Here is a 16,385-nt window from a genome sequence, read left to right on the forward strand (position 1 = left end):
CAGCACCCTGCGGGATTGTTTTTCTAAGAACAGCTAATTTTAACTATTTTTGGAAATTTTTACGCCATTAAGTAAATTAAAAAGAATTTATTCCCATTTCACCATAATTAGTTAAATTTAAATTCCACTTTATTTGTATTTTACGGTTTATTTTACCAACCTTAATAATTTATAAACTCATTAGAAGTTATTTCATCAGCATACGTTTAGCCGACTGGATCATTCAAACCAAAATTACTCATTACTGCTTTTAAGATTTTTTGTTTTGCTCTTTCAGTATTATTTTTTATAGATAACTTTTTCGCTTGAATACATTATAAAAACATATTATAAACTATTTCTAACCAAATAATTGGTTTTTTGGAACTTTATAATGAACAACAATATTATAATTTTTGGTTATGGAACGGGTATTTCCAAAGCCGTAGCACATAAATTTGGTAAAGAAGGCTATAAAATCGGGTTAGTGGCACGAAACGCCCAAAAACTTGAAAAGGCTATTCTAGAGCTTAAAACACAAGGTATTGAAGCTTACGCTTTTGCATGTGATTTAGCGGTTCTTGAAGATATACCAAATCTTATTAATCGTATTAAAGACCGATTAGGAGAGATTAAAAATATTCATTGGAATGCTTTCCATGATATTGAAGGCAATATCTTAGAAACCCCTCCACTAGAGCTTAGTAAAAGCTTTCATATTCGTGTTTCGAGCTATATTGCGACGGTGCAAGCTTGCCTAAGTGATTTAGAAAAGAACCACGGTAGCGTTTTATCGACAAACGGAATTTTTGCTTTCGATGCGGTTGGTATCGACTTGGTTGCTAAAGAGTACTCATCGTTAGCAACTACCGCTGCCGCTCAATACAAAGCCACCAACTTACTTGCTCATAGTCTTGCTGACTCAAATGTTTACGTGAGCCAAGTAATTGTGAATGGTTTCGTTGATGGTACATCTGGCGCACAAGATAAAACCTACACGGTGCATCCAGAAACAGTTGCAGAGCAGTTCTGGTATTTACACCAGCATAAACAAGAAACTGTTTCTCTTTGTGGTGAAGCCATTCAAGCTGCTTAAACAATTTCTTATGATAGAAGAAGCGTAATCAATTACGCTTCTCTAAATTTTTAATTTGATGTTTATATGTCGCAGTAGTATTTAACTACTTTTCATACTCTGATGGATCAATTTTGTATTTTTTAAAGAGAATAGAACGTACGGAGTCATTTATACTGTCATCATGTTTAATAATTAAATAAATATCTTTTTTAGTCAGAGGAATTTCTTTTAGTAAATCAGGCAATTCCGTTGATTTTATAGCACTAACTTCACTAGGTTGTTTTAAAATATCAGGATCTTGTTCTTCGAAATTAAAATCCACCCCTTGCAAATTAAAGTAAACCATAACCCTTCTGTTCAAAGAGTCACTATCATCATATAAAACTGTACCTTCTGGCAAAATATAATATTCTGGTAAAGTACTATTTTTCGAATATTTACCTTCAAACGAATATATCTTTAAAGGTTTTTCTAAAACATGAATTTTAGCCACTTTCATAGTTCTCCATGAATAAATATTAAAAAATAATTGAACGAAAAAAAATAAAAGCAGCAAACCTATTATCAAATTCTTCCTCACTAGATTATCCTACTTCCCACTATGATAAATATTTTTTATATCTACTTTCACATCCGGAGAGACTTTTAAATAATCATTTAAATTATCTGGCAAGAATAAATATTTTGGCATTTCATATTTACTTGCTTTAAATGCTAACTTTGCAGTAGTTGGTAATACTTTATCAGCATTAACAAATTTATAACCAGATTTTGCCATACTGGGAATTGCTTTTCTTGTTGCATCTAAACTTTGGGTCGTACAGTTAGGACCTAAAGCAAAATAATCTTGATTAAGTGTATAACGCGTATAATACTTTGTTTTTACATATGATTTAGCTGTTTTCATCAAAGTATTATAATAATTTAATACCAACATAGCCTGACTATCAAAGATTTTATAGCCATAAGCGTGTGTTGTCCTAGTTTTCGAAGTCCCAGCTCCTTGACTATTCTCCTCAGCAATATAAGCTTGATAATTATCCCAAACCTTTAGCACCCCTTCTCCTCTGGGGCTACTAGAACCACTTAATGTGAATGGACCAAAACTTTCAGGCTTAATTTTTCCATACCTACCAAAATCATAGATATAATCCTTACCTTTCAACTTAATATAAACAGCAGTATGGCCATATGGTGACTCTCTATCTCCTTCCCCATATGCACTCCCTACTAATAGATGTAACTCAGCTTCTGGTTTCAAAGGAACTTTCTGGGTCGGTGGATTAGCTGTATTCGTTGTAGTACTTGTTGTTGAATTATTCGCCATTTACCCTATCTTCCTGTTCGAACCAATTAACAACTAATTCATCATTTTCAGCAGACTTTATGGTTTTTGTCATTCCTTTCTCATTAGTAAAACCATAAGACTTTATTCCTGTTCTTTTATTCAAAATTGAATAAGGAATTCCTTCTAATGGTTCACTCTTAGACGAATCTATAGCTTGGAAATTACGATGCTCGTTTTTAATACGCAAATCAGGCAACGCAGGAACATTCGCATTCGCACTCCCGCCTCCCATAAACAAATGCTGTCCAGCCTTCACTTCAAATTTACCGCCGGTGGTCATAAAAATACCCGACCCAGTAATTTTGACTTGAGAGCCGCCCGCAGTGAGTACAATTTCTTTGGCTGCGGTCGCTTCAATTTTGTCTTCTGCTGAAATAATCTGAACAGCTTTACGGGCAATTAAATCTGCTCCGTCACCTTGCGCTTGTATCTCGACTTTACCTTTACCGGCATATAGTCTTGCCCCTTCTTGCGCGGCAAAAAGGCTGATCTTGTTTTGGGCGTGTGCAATCAAGTTCTTTTGTGTAGACAGATTAATGCTGTCTCCGGCAGTTTGGTTTAGCTGCCCATCTGCGCTTAAGTGAATGTCTTCGTTACTGCTCAGCGCGATGCTATTTGGGCTCGCCAACAGCATAATCGCATCTTTGAAAGTTTTGGCTTTTGCATTGTCTTGCTGCTCAAGTTTTTCAATAAAGGATTTTAGGTTTTCTAAATTTTCTAAAGGGTCAGTTTGTTGATTTTTGGCAACTTCACTGAGTGCCTTGGCATTGCTAAGGCCACCGTCTATTTGTTGTTTGGCCCCATTTGCATCAAGGTGTACGCCTTGAGCTTGGTCTTGTTTATGGGTGCTAATCAGTAAACCACTGCCAGCTCTAACTGCCCCCCACTGGTCTGTTCTGAGTTCAAAGCCTTCACCACGACCGTCACTTTCGGCCTTGTCTTTTGGATGGCTTAAGTTACCCAAGTTGAGCTGGCTTGCAGCATGGCTGCTTTGTAGCTGGGCACTGATTTGCCCTGTAGTATCATCAAAACGTAGCTGGTTAAAGCCTTTACCATCGACTTCTTCTGAGCGAATGCCACTGAGTTTTTTAGTGTCGGGTAGCTGGCCTTTCTGGTCAAACTGAGTTGGGTGACGTTCAGCTTCGTGAATGCGGCCCACCACAAATGGGCGGTCAATATTGCCGTCAAAGAAGTCGATCACTACGATCTCACCAACGCGTGGCAAGAAGCGTGCTCCATAACCTGCGCCCGCCCAAGGTGTGAGTACATCTACCCAAGCCGAGTCGGTATCATTGTCGTTACTGCCCGCACCGCCGTCATGGCTATGATCATCAGCTCGGGTAAACAGGAACCGGACTTTAATACGTCCCCATTGGTCAACATGAATGCTTTCACCTTCCAGTCCCACCACTTTAGCTCGCTGCGGGTAAGCCGCGGGGCGATGCTCTAGCGGGTGATATTCAGGCACAGCTTTAATATTGCGACGAACCACGTTCAGCTCAGCATAATGGCGCTGCTCAGGATTTTGGCTGTCGAGTTGGGCTGCCTTGAGCTTGTCTTTTGGTAATAGGCGCTCAAGTTGCTGCTGTAATTCTTTCGGTAAATTATTCTGGTTATAGTAGTGCTTGCTTAAGATTAAGAACTCTTTATCAGCACTGTCATGTTGGTCGAGTTCTGGATGGTCATTGAGTTCAAACCAGTAACCCACCTGTGCATCCCGAACATTACCTGAAACCGTAAACTGTTTAGAGCTCAGGTGGTGGTAAGCATTGATGTGTTGGTTAAACTGTTCAATCTGGCTATTACCCGAAGCTGTGGCTTGGTCTTCACCTTTTAAGTCCTGCATCCAAGCAGGGCTAACGTGCCACGCATCTTCAAGGTTTAAGCTCGCATTGTCATAGTGTTCGCTGTGTTGCTGCTTACCTTGTACGCTGCCACTGCCTTCTTCTTGTTGAAGGGCATCGGCTTGCCAGCGTTGCACATGAACCGATGTCGGCTGTAAACGGCGTTCTGCCTTAACTTGCGTAATGGTATCGAACTGTTCTGTAGCACTGCTGCGCTGGTAACGTAGGCTACGGCGTTCAAGGGCTTGATAATTTTGGTTATCGTCAATTAAACGTAAGACTTGTGGCTGAATGGAAGCATTCGGGTCAGCGACAAAAAGCTGCGATTCGTCGACTAGCCAGTTAATGCCTTCGCTACGCCACAAGCGGGTTAAAAAATCATAATCGCTTTCATTTGACTGCATCACAAATGGGCGCACATCATAGTCTTTAGTTAACCCAGCTGTGTCGAGTGTTAAGCTTGAAGCAAATAACGGACTTTTCCCCTGCCATTCCTTAAATAGAATTTCACTAATATCTCGCACGCTTTTATTCATAAACACGCGGCTATTACGGCGCTTATGCCAGAGTGCAGTTGAGTCTTTTAAGGTTAAGTTATAAATGGTGAGTGAGCCGTCGCTTTGCCCTTGGCTCGCTTCGGTAATAATGCCTGTGGTTCTAAAGAACTGGCCCATGTCAGTGACCTGATCGACAGCAACCTGACAGCCAATAAATTGTTTTAATGCAATATGCGCGTTAGTCGACAGACACAGTAATTCAGCAACGCTGCCCTGATTGAGCGTATGTTCGCCTTCAATGCGTTGCAAGAAGACTTGCTGATTTAAAGACTGATTTGAGAATTGGATATGAACAGCGCGATTTTGTGAAACAAGGCCTAAACGCTCCAATATACTCGACACACTCATCTGCATTTTTATTATCAATCAAACTTATATTTAGGCCGCATTTTAATTAAAAAAAGACTAACCTGTCTATCTATACTCATTTTCAAAATGTAACTGGTCTAAATATGCTGTTTTAGGTTAATTTCTTATTAAATAGATATTTAAACCGTAAAATCAGATCATTTTAAAATGATATCAATCACAGAGACAAATTTGATACTTTTCTTTTATATTCAAATAGATATTAAAGAAATCAATTTTTCAAATTAATAAAATTCAGGATGAGATATGAAAATAAAAAAGTCTGCTTTTTATATATTTATGGTGATTTTCTCACTTCATTCTTCAGCATTTGCTGAGCCGAGTGTCGCCGATATTCAATATCGTGCGGAACAAGGGCAACCCGTGGCTCAATATCATTTGGGCATGATGCTTTTAAGCGGCGAACAAGGCGTTGTTAAAAATTATGAGCAAGCTTTTAAATGGCTAACTGCGGCTGACCAAAATGGAAGCGTGGGGGCAAAATACAGTTTAGGAATGATGTATTACACAGGTACAGGCGTCGAAAAAGATGCCAAGCGCGCTTTTGATTATTTTACTAAGGCTGCGACCAAGGGTCATGCTAAAGCGCAATATAACTTAGGGGTATTATACGACAGAGGCGAAGGTACTGCGCAAAATTATCGGCAGGCGTATGAGTGGTTTAGTCGTGCTGCCGAGCAAGGCTATCCACCCGCAGAATATAATTTAGCTCAGCTATATAATAAAGGTCACGGTGTCTCAAAAAGTGATGAGCAGGCGCTTAAGTGGTACACCAAAGCGGCTGAGCATGGCGAAAGTGATGCCCAATACAACTTGGCCCAGATGTATTTAAATGGTGAAGGCACGCCGAAAAACCTACAACTGGCAAAGAAATGGTTTCAGCAAGCTGCCGATGCAGGCGATGTAGATGCCAAAGAAGTTCTTAAAAGTTTAGAATAAAGAATCAAAACTTAATGTTTATCTTGCTCCAATAAATTACTAATTTCTTCACCGTATACCCATTTATTTAGAATACCTTCCGAGCTTTCTAGGCCTACAATATCGAGAAAACTTTCAAATGTAGTTGCCACCTGTTCTCGATCTTCTGTATCAAGCTTATCAGGATCGATTTGGCTGATTCCATGAGCAAGAACATGTAAAAGTTCTGCCTTAGTTGGCTCATTCTTTTGTTGATAGAGTGCAATAAAAGCTTGTGCAGCATCAGCCACTTTTTGATTCAAACTCATACGTAATGCAGGATTTTGAACCCCTGTATATAGCTGTCCATCTCCAGCAAAATGATCTTGTGTTTTAAAATTTTCTAATTGTTGAATAACAATAGAGTTAGAATTTTGAATGCCCATTTCTGTTTTATTCTCAGTTTCTTGGGCACAACCAACTTGTGAACTTAAGACAGCCATGACTAAAACCAAAAGTTTTTTCATAATTCTATTAATTTTTTATTTAAAGAAAGTAAATATAAACCAATTTAACTATAAATTTCTATTACTTATAAAACTGTATGTACGACCTATTTTATTGTTTTTATAAGGCCCACATATATTCTTGCTTTTAAATTACCCTTCCCATTTTCTAAAAACGAGACAGGTATTTACACCACCAAAACCAAAGCTATTACTCATGACTGTTTTAAGTTCAGTTTCTCTGCTCGTTTGAACAATATCGAACTTTTTAGCTTCTTCGCGCAGTTCGGTAATATTAATACTCGGCGCGATAAAGTTATTTTGCAGCATTAAAATAGAATAAATAGCTTCGTGTACGCCTGCTGCCCCCAAACTATGTCCAGTCATCGACTTGGTCGAACTAAGTGGCGGTACTTTTTCACTACCAAAAGCTCTTTCTATGGCTAATAGTTCTGGAATGTCTCCTGCTGGCGTAGAAGTGCCATGCGTATTGATATAGTCGATGGTTTCTGAGCCGTTTTGTTTTGCTTCTGCGAGTGCCAGTTTGATGCAACGGGTCGCACCTTCGCCACTTGGGGCAACCATATCGACACCGTCACTATTGGCAGCATATCCAACCACTTCTGCCAAAATTTTTGCTCCGCGCTTTTGGGCATGACTTAAAGACTCCAAAATCACCATGCCACCGCCACCAGCGATCACAAAGCCATCGTTATCTTTTGAATATGGGCGGGAAGCCGTTTCAGGCGCATCGTTATATTTAGAGCATAATGCTCCCATCGCATCGAATATTGCCGTTTGGGACCAATGGTCTTCTTCGCCGCCACCAGCCAGCATTAAGTCTTGTTTACCAGAAGCGATTAGGTGAAATGCATAGCCAATTGCATCGGCTGAAGTGGCACAGGCACTCGCGATTGATTGAGATACACCTTTTAGGTTGAAAGCATTTGATAGGTTAGAACTAACCGTATTTGTAAGGTAGCGTGATGCTAAATAAGGTGATACTTCGCTTGCGCCTTTTTCTTTTAAAGTATTCAGCATATCAATGATTGAAGCTGTCGAACTGCCACCTGTTCCTCCAATCACGCCATATTTTGAGTTGTTCGCAATATCACTCACATCAAGCTCAGCATGTTGTAGCGCATCGACCGCCGAGTTGTATGCATACATGGCACAAACACCCATATGTTTTTTTAATTCTGGATCAATATTTTCAAAATCCATTTCGGCTGTGCCGCTGACGTGACTCCGAAAATTCAATTTTGCATAGACATCGTTATAGCGAATGCCTGAGCGACCTGCTTTTAAAGACTCGGTTACTTTCTCTAATGTATTTCCAATACAAGAATTGATTCCCATACCTGTTATTACAACACGTTCCATTTTTATCTCTGTAAAAATAATAAAAATAGATCTTAACAATCAGGTTCTATTTTGGAACTGGCAAAATATTTCTATATTTATTATTTTTTCTAATCAAATATAAATAAAAGTTTAATAATAATTTTATTATTTTAATAAATATATTTAGATTTATTATTAAATCAAAAATATTTTAAATATTAAATTGACGTAATTAAAATCACCGATTATTATCTCGTTGCTGGCCTACATTGCCAGTCGGTTATGACAGACCGCGAATAACAAAGTCGATATGCAAAATTCTTATTTTGTGTGTCGGGAACTCGTTCGCCCCCTTTTTCTCTATGGTAGGGCGGAAGGGGGACACCTTTGTGTGTGCTGGTTCCTTTGTTTCCAGTCTGTCAACCCCCTTTCGTTCTACCACCATAAATTAATTCGCGGTAATCTGGTGGTAGGACTCCATAAATTATAAGGAGTTGACTATGACACTTTTCAAATTTATTCCCTCTCCAATTTAATCATTTTATTTATTTAAAATTTGGGCTTTATATTGCCTAATTTTTTAAATTTATAAAGTATTCTTATTTTAAAAATTTAATTATTTTATTTTCCTTTGTTTATGGGAGGATTAATTATTATCTAAAGATTATTTTAAACCTTAAACCAATTATATTTTATTCCACTCATAGATATAAATAATTATGAGAATAATATGACAATTTATAAATCTATTTTGGCTTTAAGTTTCATTCTAGGTAGTTTGGGTATTTCGGGCTGTAACTTACACACCCAACAGGATTTTGAAAAAATTTGCCTGTCAGGTGGACACACCAAAACTAGTTGTGACTGTATTTATCAGCGACTTGAACAAGCTTACTCCCCTAAGCTCATGCAACGCCTAGAACATGTCAGTTTGCAAAGTCCTGTTCTCCCACAGGACTTTGCCCCTACTTTTTTCAAAGTGATGCAACGGTGTGACAAAAGTAATATGGGCTAAGCGTTTGGCTTAGCTCCTTTATCTCTGTGTTGCAATGGTTTCTTACTTTAAATCAGCGCAAAAGATTAAAGTCTGTTGTGGCGCAGAGGCCTAAAGTTGTTTGGCTAGTTGAGCTTGTATTTAGATTTAATAAATTCAAATAATTCTTTAAAAAGAGGATGCCATTCTTCTGTTGGAGGACTCAAAAAAGAGTGCCAGAAAAAATCAAAAGTTAATCCATTATCGTCTTCACAAAAATGTGACCACGTGTCGTGTAAAGCCTCATCTGTACTACACACAAAAACATGCCAGTCAGGCCCTGCCTCTGAAGGAATATGTTTGCCTAGGTATGATTGAATTTGAGCACTCTTTATTCCAGATTCTTCATAAAGCTCGCGCAAAGCTGCTTGTTCCAATTGTTCTTGGTGTTCCACAGTCCCTTTAACGATTTGAATTCCTGCTAATGGATGTCTAAATACTAAAATTTCCAAGTTATTATTTATTTCTCTGAATACCACAGGAACCACTTTTTCTATTAAAGACATAATCATTTTCTTCTTTAAATTTAATGACATATTATAGAACTTAACTAGAGTGCAAATACATTATTAATGGCCTAAATGCTTAAAATCACACATACCATCTAAAATGCCTTGTACGTTTTAACCTACAAACTTTTAGGGATTTTGCGGATTGGCGACTCCCTACTTTTTTCCTATGATGAGTTCATACAGGAACAGGATGTTCCGGAACACAAAACAACAATAATAGGTTCATGCACTAGGAGCGTGAGATACGACAGGAGTCATATCTAGCAACCAAATACGAAAAAGCTCGACAGGATGTCGGGCTTTTTTTATATCTGCATATTAAGAGATTCTAGGGTTTGAAAATCTCAGGCAGGCTATCAATAAGAATATTAGGAATGTTATTTGGATAAACAATCTCATCTGTTTGGCTTAGCTCTTCAAACGTCCACCAACGACTTTTGCTAATCACAAGCTTTTCATGTTCTGACCAGTTGGCTATATTCACTTCTTCATTTTTAATAAAAACAATAAAAAGCCTTTCATCAGAAATCACAACTTCTGCACTCGGTAGCATCATTTCAAAATTTCGTGTTGCGACATGAGTGCCCACTTCGCTTCTTACTACACCTAACTCTTCATAAAGCTCTCGGCAAGCTGCTTGCTCGAAGGTTTCCCCTTCTTCAAGCCCACCGCCTACGGTTGCCCAATATGATTGACCAGCCAAAGCATCATTTGTATGAGTAAATTGAAATAATAAAATTTGATGATTTTCATTAATCACTAATAGTCTTGAAGATTTTCTAATACGCATTTGATTTTTTCTTGAAGTAACAAGGTGGCTATTATTCATATTCACTTTGAAAAGTTAAATTATTTCTCAATGTACGTTTTAACCTACAAGCTTTTAGGGATTTTGCGGATTGGCGACTTCCCGCTTTTTTCCTATGATGAGTTCATACAGGAACAGGATGTTCCGGAACACAAAACAACAATAATAGGTTCATGCACTAGGAGCGTGAGATACGACAGGAGTCATATCTAGCAACCAAATACGAAAAAGCCCAACAGGATGTTGGGCTTTTTTTATGGTCATTTAAAAATGATGATGAAGCTAATCTATAACGGGCTATGTGCCTGTTCTTGCTTTTTATGGCGTATCCAACGTATTGCCAAAATAACAGCAATAACCACCACAATCGCAACAAGCGCAGGAACTAGCAAAGCTGAAACAGAAAGTAAGATTGCTCCAATCCACTCCCCTGTAGCGACTACAAAATTTCCTAAGCCACCTGTGGTTGCAGTTGAAACACCGCGTGCAGCGACTGTACTCATTTGCACCACACCAGCCGTGCCACCGCCCACAATAATGGCTGCCGCCCAACCTGCGAATTGTGACATTTCACCACTACTCACAGCCATCGTCGCTAACGTACCGGCAATCATAGCCGCAGGGGTTGCGACCGTGTCTAAGGCATTATCGACCCACGGAATATAGTAAGCCGCAACTTCGCACATCGTTGCCACACCTAAAGCCAAGCAAACCGATGGCATGGCTAACCACTCGAAACCTTTTGATGGCTCAAACCATCCCATCATGGTTGCAATGCTCATCACCAATAGCGGCACAAACACGCGAAAACCGCAGGCAGCGCTCAGCCCCACACCAATACATAAACCCAATATTGTTTCCATAAGGTTTCCTTTTTCATGCCCATCGCAGGTCTTGTTATATAAGTCTTATTTTAAACTAACAAAAAGCCCCATCGGGTGACAGGGCTTTTTGTTAAATGCGAACGCAAATATTATTTTACTCTTAACGTTTAAATTCAGTGCAATAGCATTTAGTGCACGGCGGTAAACGATCTGTATTAATTTCTAAAAACACTCTCTGGCCACATTGAGCGCAGAAATAGAAGCCTGTTCCGGGTTTTTCGCCAGCTGTTACCATGATTGTGTTCCTATAATCGTATAGATATTAAACAGGAATATAACCCAGTTAGAGTGATTGTCAATTGTCCATTTCGCCCAATGATGATGGCATAAATGCAAAAAATGTTATTTGTACGATTTATCTTACAAACTTTTAGGGATTTTGCGGATTGGCTGCACCCTGCTTTTTTCCTATGATGAGTTCATACAGGAACAGGATGTTCCGGAACATAAAACAACAATAATAGGTTCATGCATCAGGACGTGAGATACGACAGGAGTCATATCTAGCAACCAAATATGAAAAAGCCCGACAGGATGTCGGGCTTTTTTTATGTAATAACTTATGTATTCGCTGAATCTATAAGACCAATTCTTTTTAGCATTAACTTTCCAAGGGGAGTAATAAATCTATGAGAAATCTGCGGCATCCCCTGTTGATCAAATTGAGGCAATCCTGTTTTTTTATCAATCCGATATTTCGATTTAATCAATCCTAGCCTTTCTAAATGCGATTTATAGCTTTCCTGAATATCTCTCTTCTCTAAAATATTATCATCGACACCAATATATGTTCTAACTGGCTCAATAACGTTTTGATGCTTTTGTCGAAATTCTTCATCGCCATTAATTGTTGGCTCTAAAAAGAAACGCAACCAAATCACTTCTTGATCATTAAGCTCGCCTAATAATCTTAAAACATACTTACTATCTGCATAATTTTTTTCTTCATCTGATATACCATTTGCTACTACGTTTGCAATATATTCTCTTCTTTCGTTAGAGAGTGATCTGGATGCCTGAACAAATCCCTCCTCAATTAGATCCACGATTAATTCATTCTGTTTAGCATTTTCTAATAAATTACTATCAATTTTTTGAACTTTTTCATCCAATAATTTTATATATTGTACTAATCTATCCATTCGCTGGTCAGGAATAATAGCTCCTACAACTTCTGAAAGGATAGAACCAAACCCAGGCACTAAACCTACAATAGCCTTATAAGTTGCAACCCTATGATCTAAAAAATTTGCATCTAAGTTATTATCTTTTTCTATCATGTTATCACCTGAATATATCTATTTCTAATTACTTATAAATTTCAAGACTTATTAATTCCCATAAAAAACCCCATCATTAAGATAGGGCTATTTTGAATAAATTTCAATCAGTTATAGACTAAATATTAAGCCACTTGGCCTTCTAAAAAGTCTTGCGCAAAACGCTGTAATACACCGCCCGCTTCATATACAGAAACTTCTTCTTCTGTATCTAAACGGCAAGTTACAGGCACTTCAAGAATCTCTTCTTTACCATCCGCTGTGGCACGTTCAATCACTAAAGTTAAAGTCGAACGCGGTGCAATATTACCAATCACGCTATAAAGCTCTGTACCATCTAGCTTTAAAGTCTTGCGGTTTACACCCGCTTTAAACTCAAGTGGTAACACGCCCATACCCACCAAGTTAGTACGGTGAATACGCTCAAAACCTTCTGCCACAATCGCTTCAACACCCGCAAGGCGTACACCTTTCGCAGCCCAGTCACGGCTTGAACCCTGACCGTAGTCAGCACCCGCAACAATAATTAATGGCTGTTTACGGTTCATGTAGGTTTCAATCGCTTCCCACATACGCATCACTTCGCCTTCTGGCTCTACACGCGCTTTTGAACCTTGCTTAATAGTACCGTCTGAACGAACTACCATTTCGTTATAGAGTTTCGGGTTAGCAAATGTTGCACGTTGTGCAGTCAAATGGTCACCACGATGCGTTGCATATGAGTTGAAGTCTTCTTCCGGTAGGCCCATTTTATGAAGATATTCACCCGCAGCCGAGTCCATCAAAATCGCGTTTGAAGGCGACAAGTGGTCGGTGGTAATGTTGTCACCCAAAATGGCAAGCGGACGCATGTTCGCTAAAGTACGTGGTGCAGCCAACGCCCCTTCCCAATATGGTGGACGGCGGATGTAAGTACTTTGTGGACGCCAGTCATAAAGCGGACTTTCAGCCTCGACGGTTACGCCTAAGTCAAACATTGGAATGTAGACTTTACGGAACTGTTCAGGCTTCACAGCTTCTTTAACTAATGCATCAATTTCAGCGTCAGATGGCCAAATGTCTTTCAGGTAAATCGGGTTACCGTCTTTATCGTGACCCAAAGCATCTTTTTCGATGTCAAAACGAATCGTGCCCGCGATTGCATAAGCTACGACAAGCGGTGGAGATGCCAAGAACGCTTGTTTTGCATATGGATGGATACGGCCATCGAAGTTACGGTTACCAGACAATACTGCTGTTGCGTACAAGTCACGGTCGATAATTTCTTGTTGAATAACTGGATCTAATGCACCCGACATACCGTTACATGTCGTACAAGCGTAAGCCACAATACCAAAACCAAGTTGCTCTAAGTCTTTTAGAACACCCGCTTCTTCGAGGTAAAGTGCAGCTGCTTTTGAACCTGGTGCAAATGATGATTTCACCCAAGGTTTACGAACTAAACCTAGCTCATTTGCCTTACGTGCCAACAAACCTGCCGCCACGGTGTTACGTGGGTTAGAAGTATTTGTACACGAAGTAATTGCCGCAATAATAATCGCGCCATCTGGCATTAAGCCATCAGAACGGTTTTCAACAACGCCCGCAATACCTTTTTCTTTTAGGTCCGCAGTTGAAACACGTGCATGTGGGTTTGATGGACCAGCAATGTTACGTGTTACTTTTGATAGATCAAAACGAAGTACGCGTGGGTACTCTGCTTTGGTCATGTCAGTTGCCCAAAGGCCAATTTCTTTTGCGTACTGTTCAACCAACGCCACTTGAGCATCTTCACGACCTGTTAGGCGTAAGTAGTCAATCGTGTTTTGGTCGATGTAGAACATTGCAGCCGTAGCGCCATATTCTGGAGTCATGTTCGAAATGGTTGCACGGTCGCCCACAGACATGCTGTCAGCGCCTTCACCAAAGAACTCAAGGTATGCCCCCACCACACGTTCTTTACGTAAAAATTCAGTGAGTGCTAATACGATATCTGTTGCAGTAATACCTGCCTGACGCTGACCTACAAACTCAACACCAATAATGTCTGGCAGACGCATCCAAGATGCACGGCCCAACATCACGTTTTCAGCTTCCAAACCACCAACGCCCACAGAAATTACGCCCAAAGCATCTGTATGTGGAGTGTGTGAATCTGTACCTACGCAAGTGTCTGGATATGCCACGCCATCACGCGCCTGAATCACCGGAGACATTTTCTCTAGGTTAATCTGGTGCATGATGCCGTTCCCCGCAGGGATCACATCGACATTTTTAAATGCTGTTTTAGTCCACTCAATAAAGTGGAAACGGTCTTCGTTACGACGGTCTTCAACAGCACGGTTTTTTTCAAAAGCGTCTGGGTCAGCACCACCGTATTCCACTGCTAAAGAGTGGTCGACAATAAGCTGTGTTGGCACAACTGGGTTGACTTTAGATGGGTCACCGCCTTTGTCGGCAATTGCATCACGCAAACCTGCAAGGTCAACCAATGCAGTTTGACCCAAAATGTCATGACACACCACGCGCGCTGGATACCAAGGAAAGTCCAAGTCCTGACGGCGTTCAATTAACTGCGTTAAATAGGCAGTTAAATTCTCGGCATCGGCACGACGTACCAATTGCTCTGCAAGTACTTTTGAGGTGTAAGGCAGTTTTTCGTATGCGCCTGGCTGAATATCTTCAACGGCTTGACGCACGTCGAAATATTCAAGCTGGGTTCCTGCCAGCGGTTTACGGTATTTTGTGTTCATTAACCACGCTCCGCCAATGGTTTAAATTTGAGGTTTTCAGGGCCTGTGTAGTTCGCGCTTGGACGAATGATCTTGCCGTCTTGGCGTTGTTCGATCACGTGCGCTGACCAGCCTGCTGTACGTGCAATTACGAATAATGGTGTAAACATTGCTGTTGGAACACCCATTAAGTGATAGCTCACAGCACTGAACCAGTCGAGGTTCGGGAACATGTTCTTCGCATCTTTCATCACTGCTTCTAAGCGTTCAGCGATGAGGTACATTTTTGTGTTCTCTTGTGCTTGTGCCAAGTCATGTGCCACTTTTTTGATGACTTCGTTACGTGGGTCAGAAATTGTATAGACAGGGTGACCAAAACCGATCACAACTTCTTTCTTCTCAACACGGCTACGGATGTCTGCTTCTGCTTCGTCTGCGTTGTCGTAACGTTGTTGAATGACAAATGCAACTTCATTCGCACCACCATGTTTAGGTCCGCGAAGCGCACCAATACCACCTGTAATTGCCGAGTACATGTCAGAGCCTGTACCTGCAACCACACGTGACGTAAATGTAGATGCGTTGAATTCGTGCTCAGCATACAAAATGAGTGATGTATGCATTGCTTCAATCCACTCTTCAGATGGTTTTTCACCATGAAGTAAGTGCAAGAAATGCGCTGCAATTGAGTCGTCATCCGTTTCAACTTCAATACGACGACCGTTGTTGCTGAAGTGATACCAATACAACAACATTGAACCTAGGCTTGCCATTAATTTATCAGCAATATCTTTTGCGCCCGCTTCGTTGTGGTCTTCGTGTTCTGGAGTTAAACAACCAAGAACTGAAACACCTGTACGCATTACATCCATTGGGTGTGCAGACGGTGGCAATTGCTCAAGTGCAGTTTTAAGTGCTGCTGGTAAGCCACGAAGTGCTTTTAATTTTGCTTTATATGCTTTGAGTTCAGCTTTGTTTGGTAATTTGCCATGTACGAGCAAGTGAGCAACTTCTTCAAACTGGCTGCCCACTGCAAGGTCAAGAATGTCATAGCCACGATAGTGCAAGTCGTTACCACTACGTCCTACCGTACAAAGTGCTGTGTTGCCTGCAACTTGTCCGCTAAGTGCAACTGATTTTTTTGGTTTGAAGCCTGTTGTTGTTTCATTTGAGCTCATAAGATTGTCCTTTCCTATCTATCTGAATTTATTTATTAAACACGACGGATTCGTACC

15 protein-coding genes are annotated in these 16,385 nt (G+C 40.1%); 3 read left to right on the forward strand and 12 right to left on the reverse strand.

Annotated features, from left to right (window positions below; all coding sequences use genetic code 11):
* The first annotated feature begins 373 nt into the window (after positions 1–373).
* Complete coding sequence (locus RMB13_RS01055) at positions 374–1,075, forward strand: SDR family NAD(P)-dependent oxidoreductase (RefSeq protein ID WP_311084162.1); 702 nt, start codon at positions 374–376, stop codon at positions 1,073–1,075.
* Between the two features lie 85 nt (positions 1,076–1,160).
* On the opposite strand, the gene RMB13_RS01060 is transcribed toward RMB13_RS01055, so the two are convergent.
* The 3 genes from RMB13_RS01060 to RMB13_RS01070 are packed head-to-tail and all read right to left on the reverse strand — an operon-like array spanning position 1,161 to position 5,160.
* Positions 1,161–1,637: a hypothetical protein gene (locus RMB13_RS01060; RefSeq protein ID WP_311084163.1), complete on the reverse strand. Its 477-nt coding sequence runs from the start codon at positions 1,635–1,637 to the stop codon at positions 1,161–1,163.
* Positions 1,638–1,646: 9 nt separating this feature from the next.
* On the reverse strand, positions 1,647–2,384 hold the full coding sequence (locus RMB13_RS01065; protein ID WP_311084164.1) for a hypothetical protein: 738 nt from the start codon (positions 2,382–2,384) through the stop codon (positions 1,647–1,649).
* Positions 2,374–5,160 (reverse strand): type VI secretion system Vgr family protein, encoded by a 2,787-nt coding sequence (locus RMB13_RS01070; RefSeq protein ID WP_311084165.1) that lies wholly within the window; start codon positions 5,158–5,160, stop codon positions 2,374–2,376. The genes RMB13_RS01065 and RMB13_RS01070 overlap by 11 nt, the downstream gene beginning before the upstream one ends.
* A gap of 261 nt (positions 5,161–5,421) precedes the next feature.
* Between RMB13_RS01070 and RMB13_RS01075 the strand changes: the two genes are divergently transcribed.
* On the forward strand, positions 5,422–6,114 hold the full coding sequence (locus tag RMB13_RS01075; protein ID WP_311084166.1) for a tetratricopeptide repeat protein: 693 nt from the start codon (positions 5,422–5,424) through the stop codon (positions 6,112–6,114).
* 11 nt (positions 6,115–6,125) lie between these two features.
* Here RMB13_RS01075 and RMB13_RS01080 read toward each other — a convergent pair whose 3' ends face one another.
* Together RMB13_RS01080 and RMB13_RS01085 are read right to left on the reverse strand one after the other, a co-directional pair.
* Positions 6,126–6,599 (reverse strand): DUF4844 domain-containing protein, encoded by a 474-nt coding sequence (locus tag RMB13_RS01080; protein WP_311084167.1) that lies wholly within the window; start codon positions 6,597–6,599, stop codon positions 6,126–6,128.
* Between the two features lie 132 nt (positions 6,600–6,731).
* On the reverse strand, positions 6,732–7,961 hold the full coding sequence (locus tag RMB13_RS01085) for a beta-ketoacyl synthase N-terminal-like domain-containing protein (RefSeq protein ID WP_311084168.1): 1,230 nt from the start codon (positions 7,959–7,961) through the stop codon (positions 6,732–6,734).
* A 691-nt stretch (positions 7,962–8,652) separates the two neighbouring features.
* On the opposite strand from RMB13_RS01085, the gene RMB13_RS01090 reads away from it, so the two are divergent.
* On the forward strand, positions 8,653–8,937 hold the full coding sequence (locus RMB13_RS01090; protein ID WP_311084169.1) for a hypothetical protein: 285 nt from the start codon (positions 8,653–8,655) through the stop codon (positions 8,935–8,937).
* A 104-nt stretch (positions 8,938–9,041) separates the two neighbouring features.
* Here the strand turns inward: RMB13_RS01090 and RMB13_RS01095 are convergent, their stop codons facing one another.
* From RMB13_RS01095 to prpC, 7 genes are all read right to left on the reverse strand, one after another.
* Positions 9,042–9,461 (reverse strand): NUDIX domain-containing protein, encoded by a 420-nt coding sequence (locus tag RMB13_RS01095; protein ID WP_311084211.1) that lies wholly within the window; start codon positions 9,459–9,461, stop codon positions 9,042–9,044.
* A gap of 334 nt (positions 9,462–9,795) precedes the next feature.
* Positions 9,796–10,296: an NUDIX domain-containing protein gene (locus RMB13_RS01100; RefSeq protein WP_311084213.1), complete on the reverse strand. Its 501-nt coding sequence runs from the start codon at positions 10,294–10,296 to the stop codon at positions 9,796–9,798.
* Positions 10,297–10,562: 266 nt separating this feature from the next.
* On the reverse strand, positions 10,563–11,138 hold the full coding sequence (locus tag RMB13_RS01105) for a DUF4126 domain-containing protein (protein WP_311084170.1): 576 nt from the start codon (positions 11,136–11,138) through the stop codon (positions 10,563–10,565).
* A gap of 121 nt (positions 11,139–11,259) precedes the next feature.
* Positions 11,260–11,394, reverse strand: coding sequence for a zinc ribbon-containing protein (locus tag RMB13_RS01110; protein ID WP_004640417.1), 135 nt, complete (start codon positions 11,392–11,394; stop codon positions 11,260–11,262).
* A 325-nt stretch (positions 11,395–11,719) separates the two neighbouring features.
* Positions 11,720–12,439: a hypothetical protein gene (locus RMB13_RS01115; RefSeq protein ID WP_311084171.1), complete on the reverse strand. Its 720-nt coding sequence runs from the start codon at positions 12,437–12,439 to the stop codon at positions 11,720–11,722.
* Between the two features lie 125 nt (positions 12,440–12,564).
* Positions 12,565–15,171, reverse strand: coding sequence for a Fe/S-dependent 2-methylisocitrate dehydratase AcnD (gene acnD, locus RMB13_RS01120; RefSeq protein ID WP_311084172.1), 2,607 nt, complete (start codon positions 15,169–15,171; stop codon positions 12,565–12,567).
* On the reverse strand, positions 15,171–16,328 hold the full coding sequence (gene prpC, locus RMB13_RS01125) for a 2-methylcitrate synthase (RefSeq protein ID WP_003655705.1): 1,158 nt from the start codon (positions 16,326–16,328) through the stop codon (positions 15,171–15,173). The genes acnD and prpC overlap by 1 nt, the downstream gene beginning before the upstream one ends.
* Between the last annotated feature and the right edge of the window lie 57 nt (positions 16,329–16,385).

Source organism: Acinetobacter sp. V102_4 (genome assembly GCF_031799005.1).
Lineage (GTDB): Bacteria > Pseudomonadota > Gammaproteobacteria > Pseudomonadales > Moraxellaceae > Acinetobacter > Acinetobacter calcoaceticus.

Coding starts and splice junctions, on each gene's coding strand:
- RMB13_RS01055 (WP_311084162.1), top strand. CDS start 374: ATGAACAACAATATTATAATTTTTGGTTATGGAACGGGTATTTCCAAA.
- RMB13_RS01065 (WP_311084164.1), bottom strand. CDS start 2,384: ATGGCGAATAATTCAACAACAAGTACTACAACGAATACAGCTAATCCA.
- RMB13_RS01070 (WP_311084165.1), bottom strand. CDS start 5,160: ATGCAGATGAGTGTGTCGAGTATATTGGAGCGTTTAGGCCTTGTTTCA.
- RMB13_RS01075 (WP_311084166.1), top strand. CDS start 5,422: ATGAAAATAAAAAAGTCTGCTTTTTATATATTTATGGTGATTTTCTCA.
- RMB13_RS01080 (WP_311084167.1), bottom strand. CDS start 6,599: ATGAAAAAACTTTTGGTTTTAGTCATGGCTGTCTTAAGTTCACAAGTT.
- RMB13_RS01085 (WP_311084168.1), bottom strand. CDS start 7,961: ATGGAACGTGTTGTAATAACAGGTATGGGAATCAATTCTTGTATTGGA.
- RMB13_RS01090 (WP_311084169.1), top strand. CDS start 8,653: ATGACAATTTATAAATCTATTTTGGCTTTAAGTTTCATTCTAGGTAGT.
- RMB13_RS01095 (WP_311084211.1), bottom strand. CDS start 9,461: ATGTCTTTAATAGAAAAAGTGGTTCCTGTGGTATTCAGAGAAATAAAT.
- RMB13_RS01100 (WP_311084213.1), bottom strand. CDS start 10,296: ATGAATAATAGCCACCTTGTTACTTCAAGAAAAAATCAAATGCGTATT.
- RMB13_RS01105 (WP_311084170.1), bottom strand. CDS start 11,138: ATGGAAACAATATTGGGTTTATGTATTGGTGTGGGGCTGAGCGCTGCC.
- RMB13_RS01110 (WP_004640417.1), bottom strand. CDS start 11,394: ATGGTAACAGCTGGCGAAAAACCCGGAACAGGCTTCTATTTCTGCGCT.
- RMB13_RS01115 (WP_311084171.1), bottom strand. CDS start 12,439: ATGATAGAAAAAGATAATAACTTAGATGCAAATTTTTTAGATCATAGG.
- acnD (WP_311084172.1), bottom strand. CDS start 15,171: ATGAACACAAAATACCGTAAACCGCTGGCAGGAACCCAGCTTGAATAT.
- prpC (WP_003655705.1), bottom strand. CDS start 16,328: ATGAGCTCAAATGAAACAACAACAGGCTTCAAACCAAAAAAATCAGTT.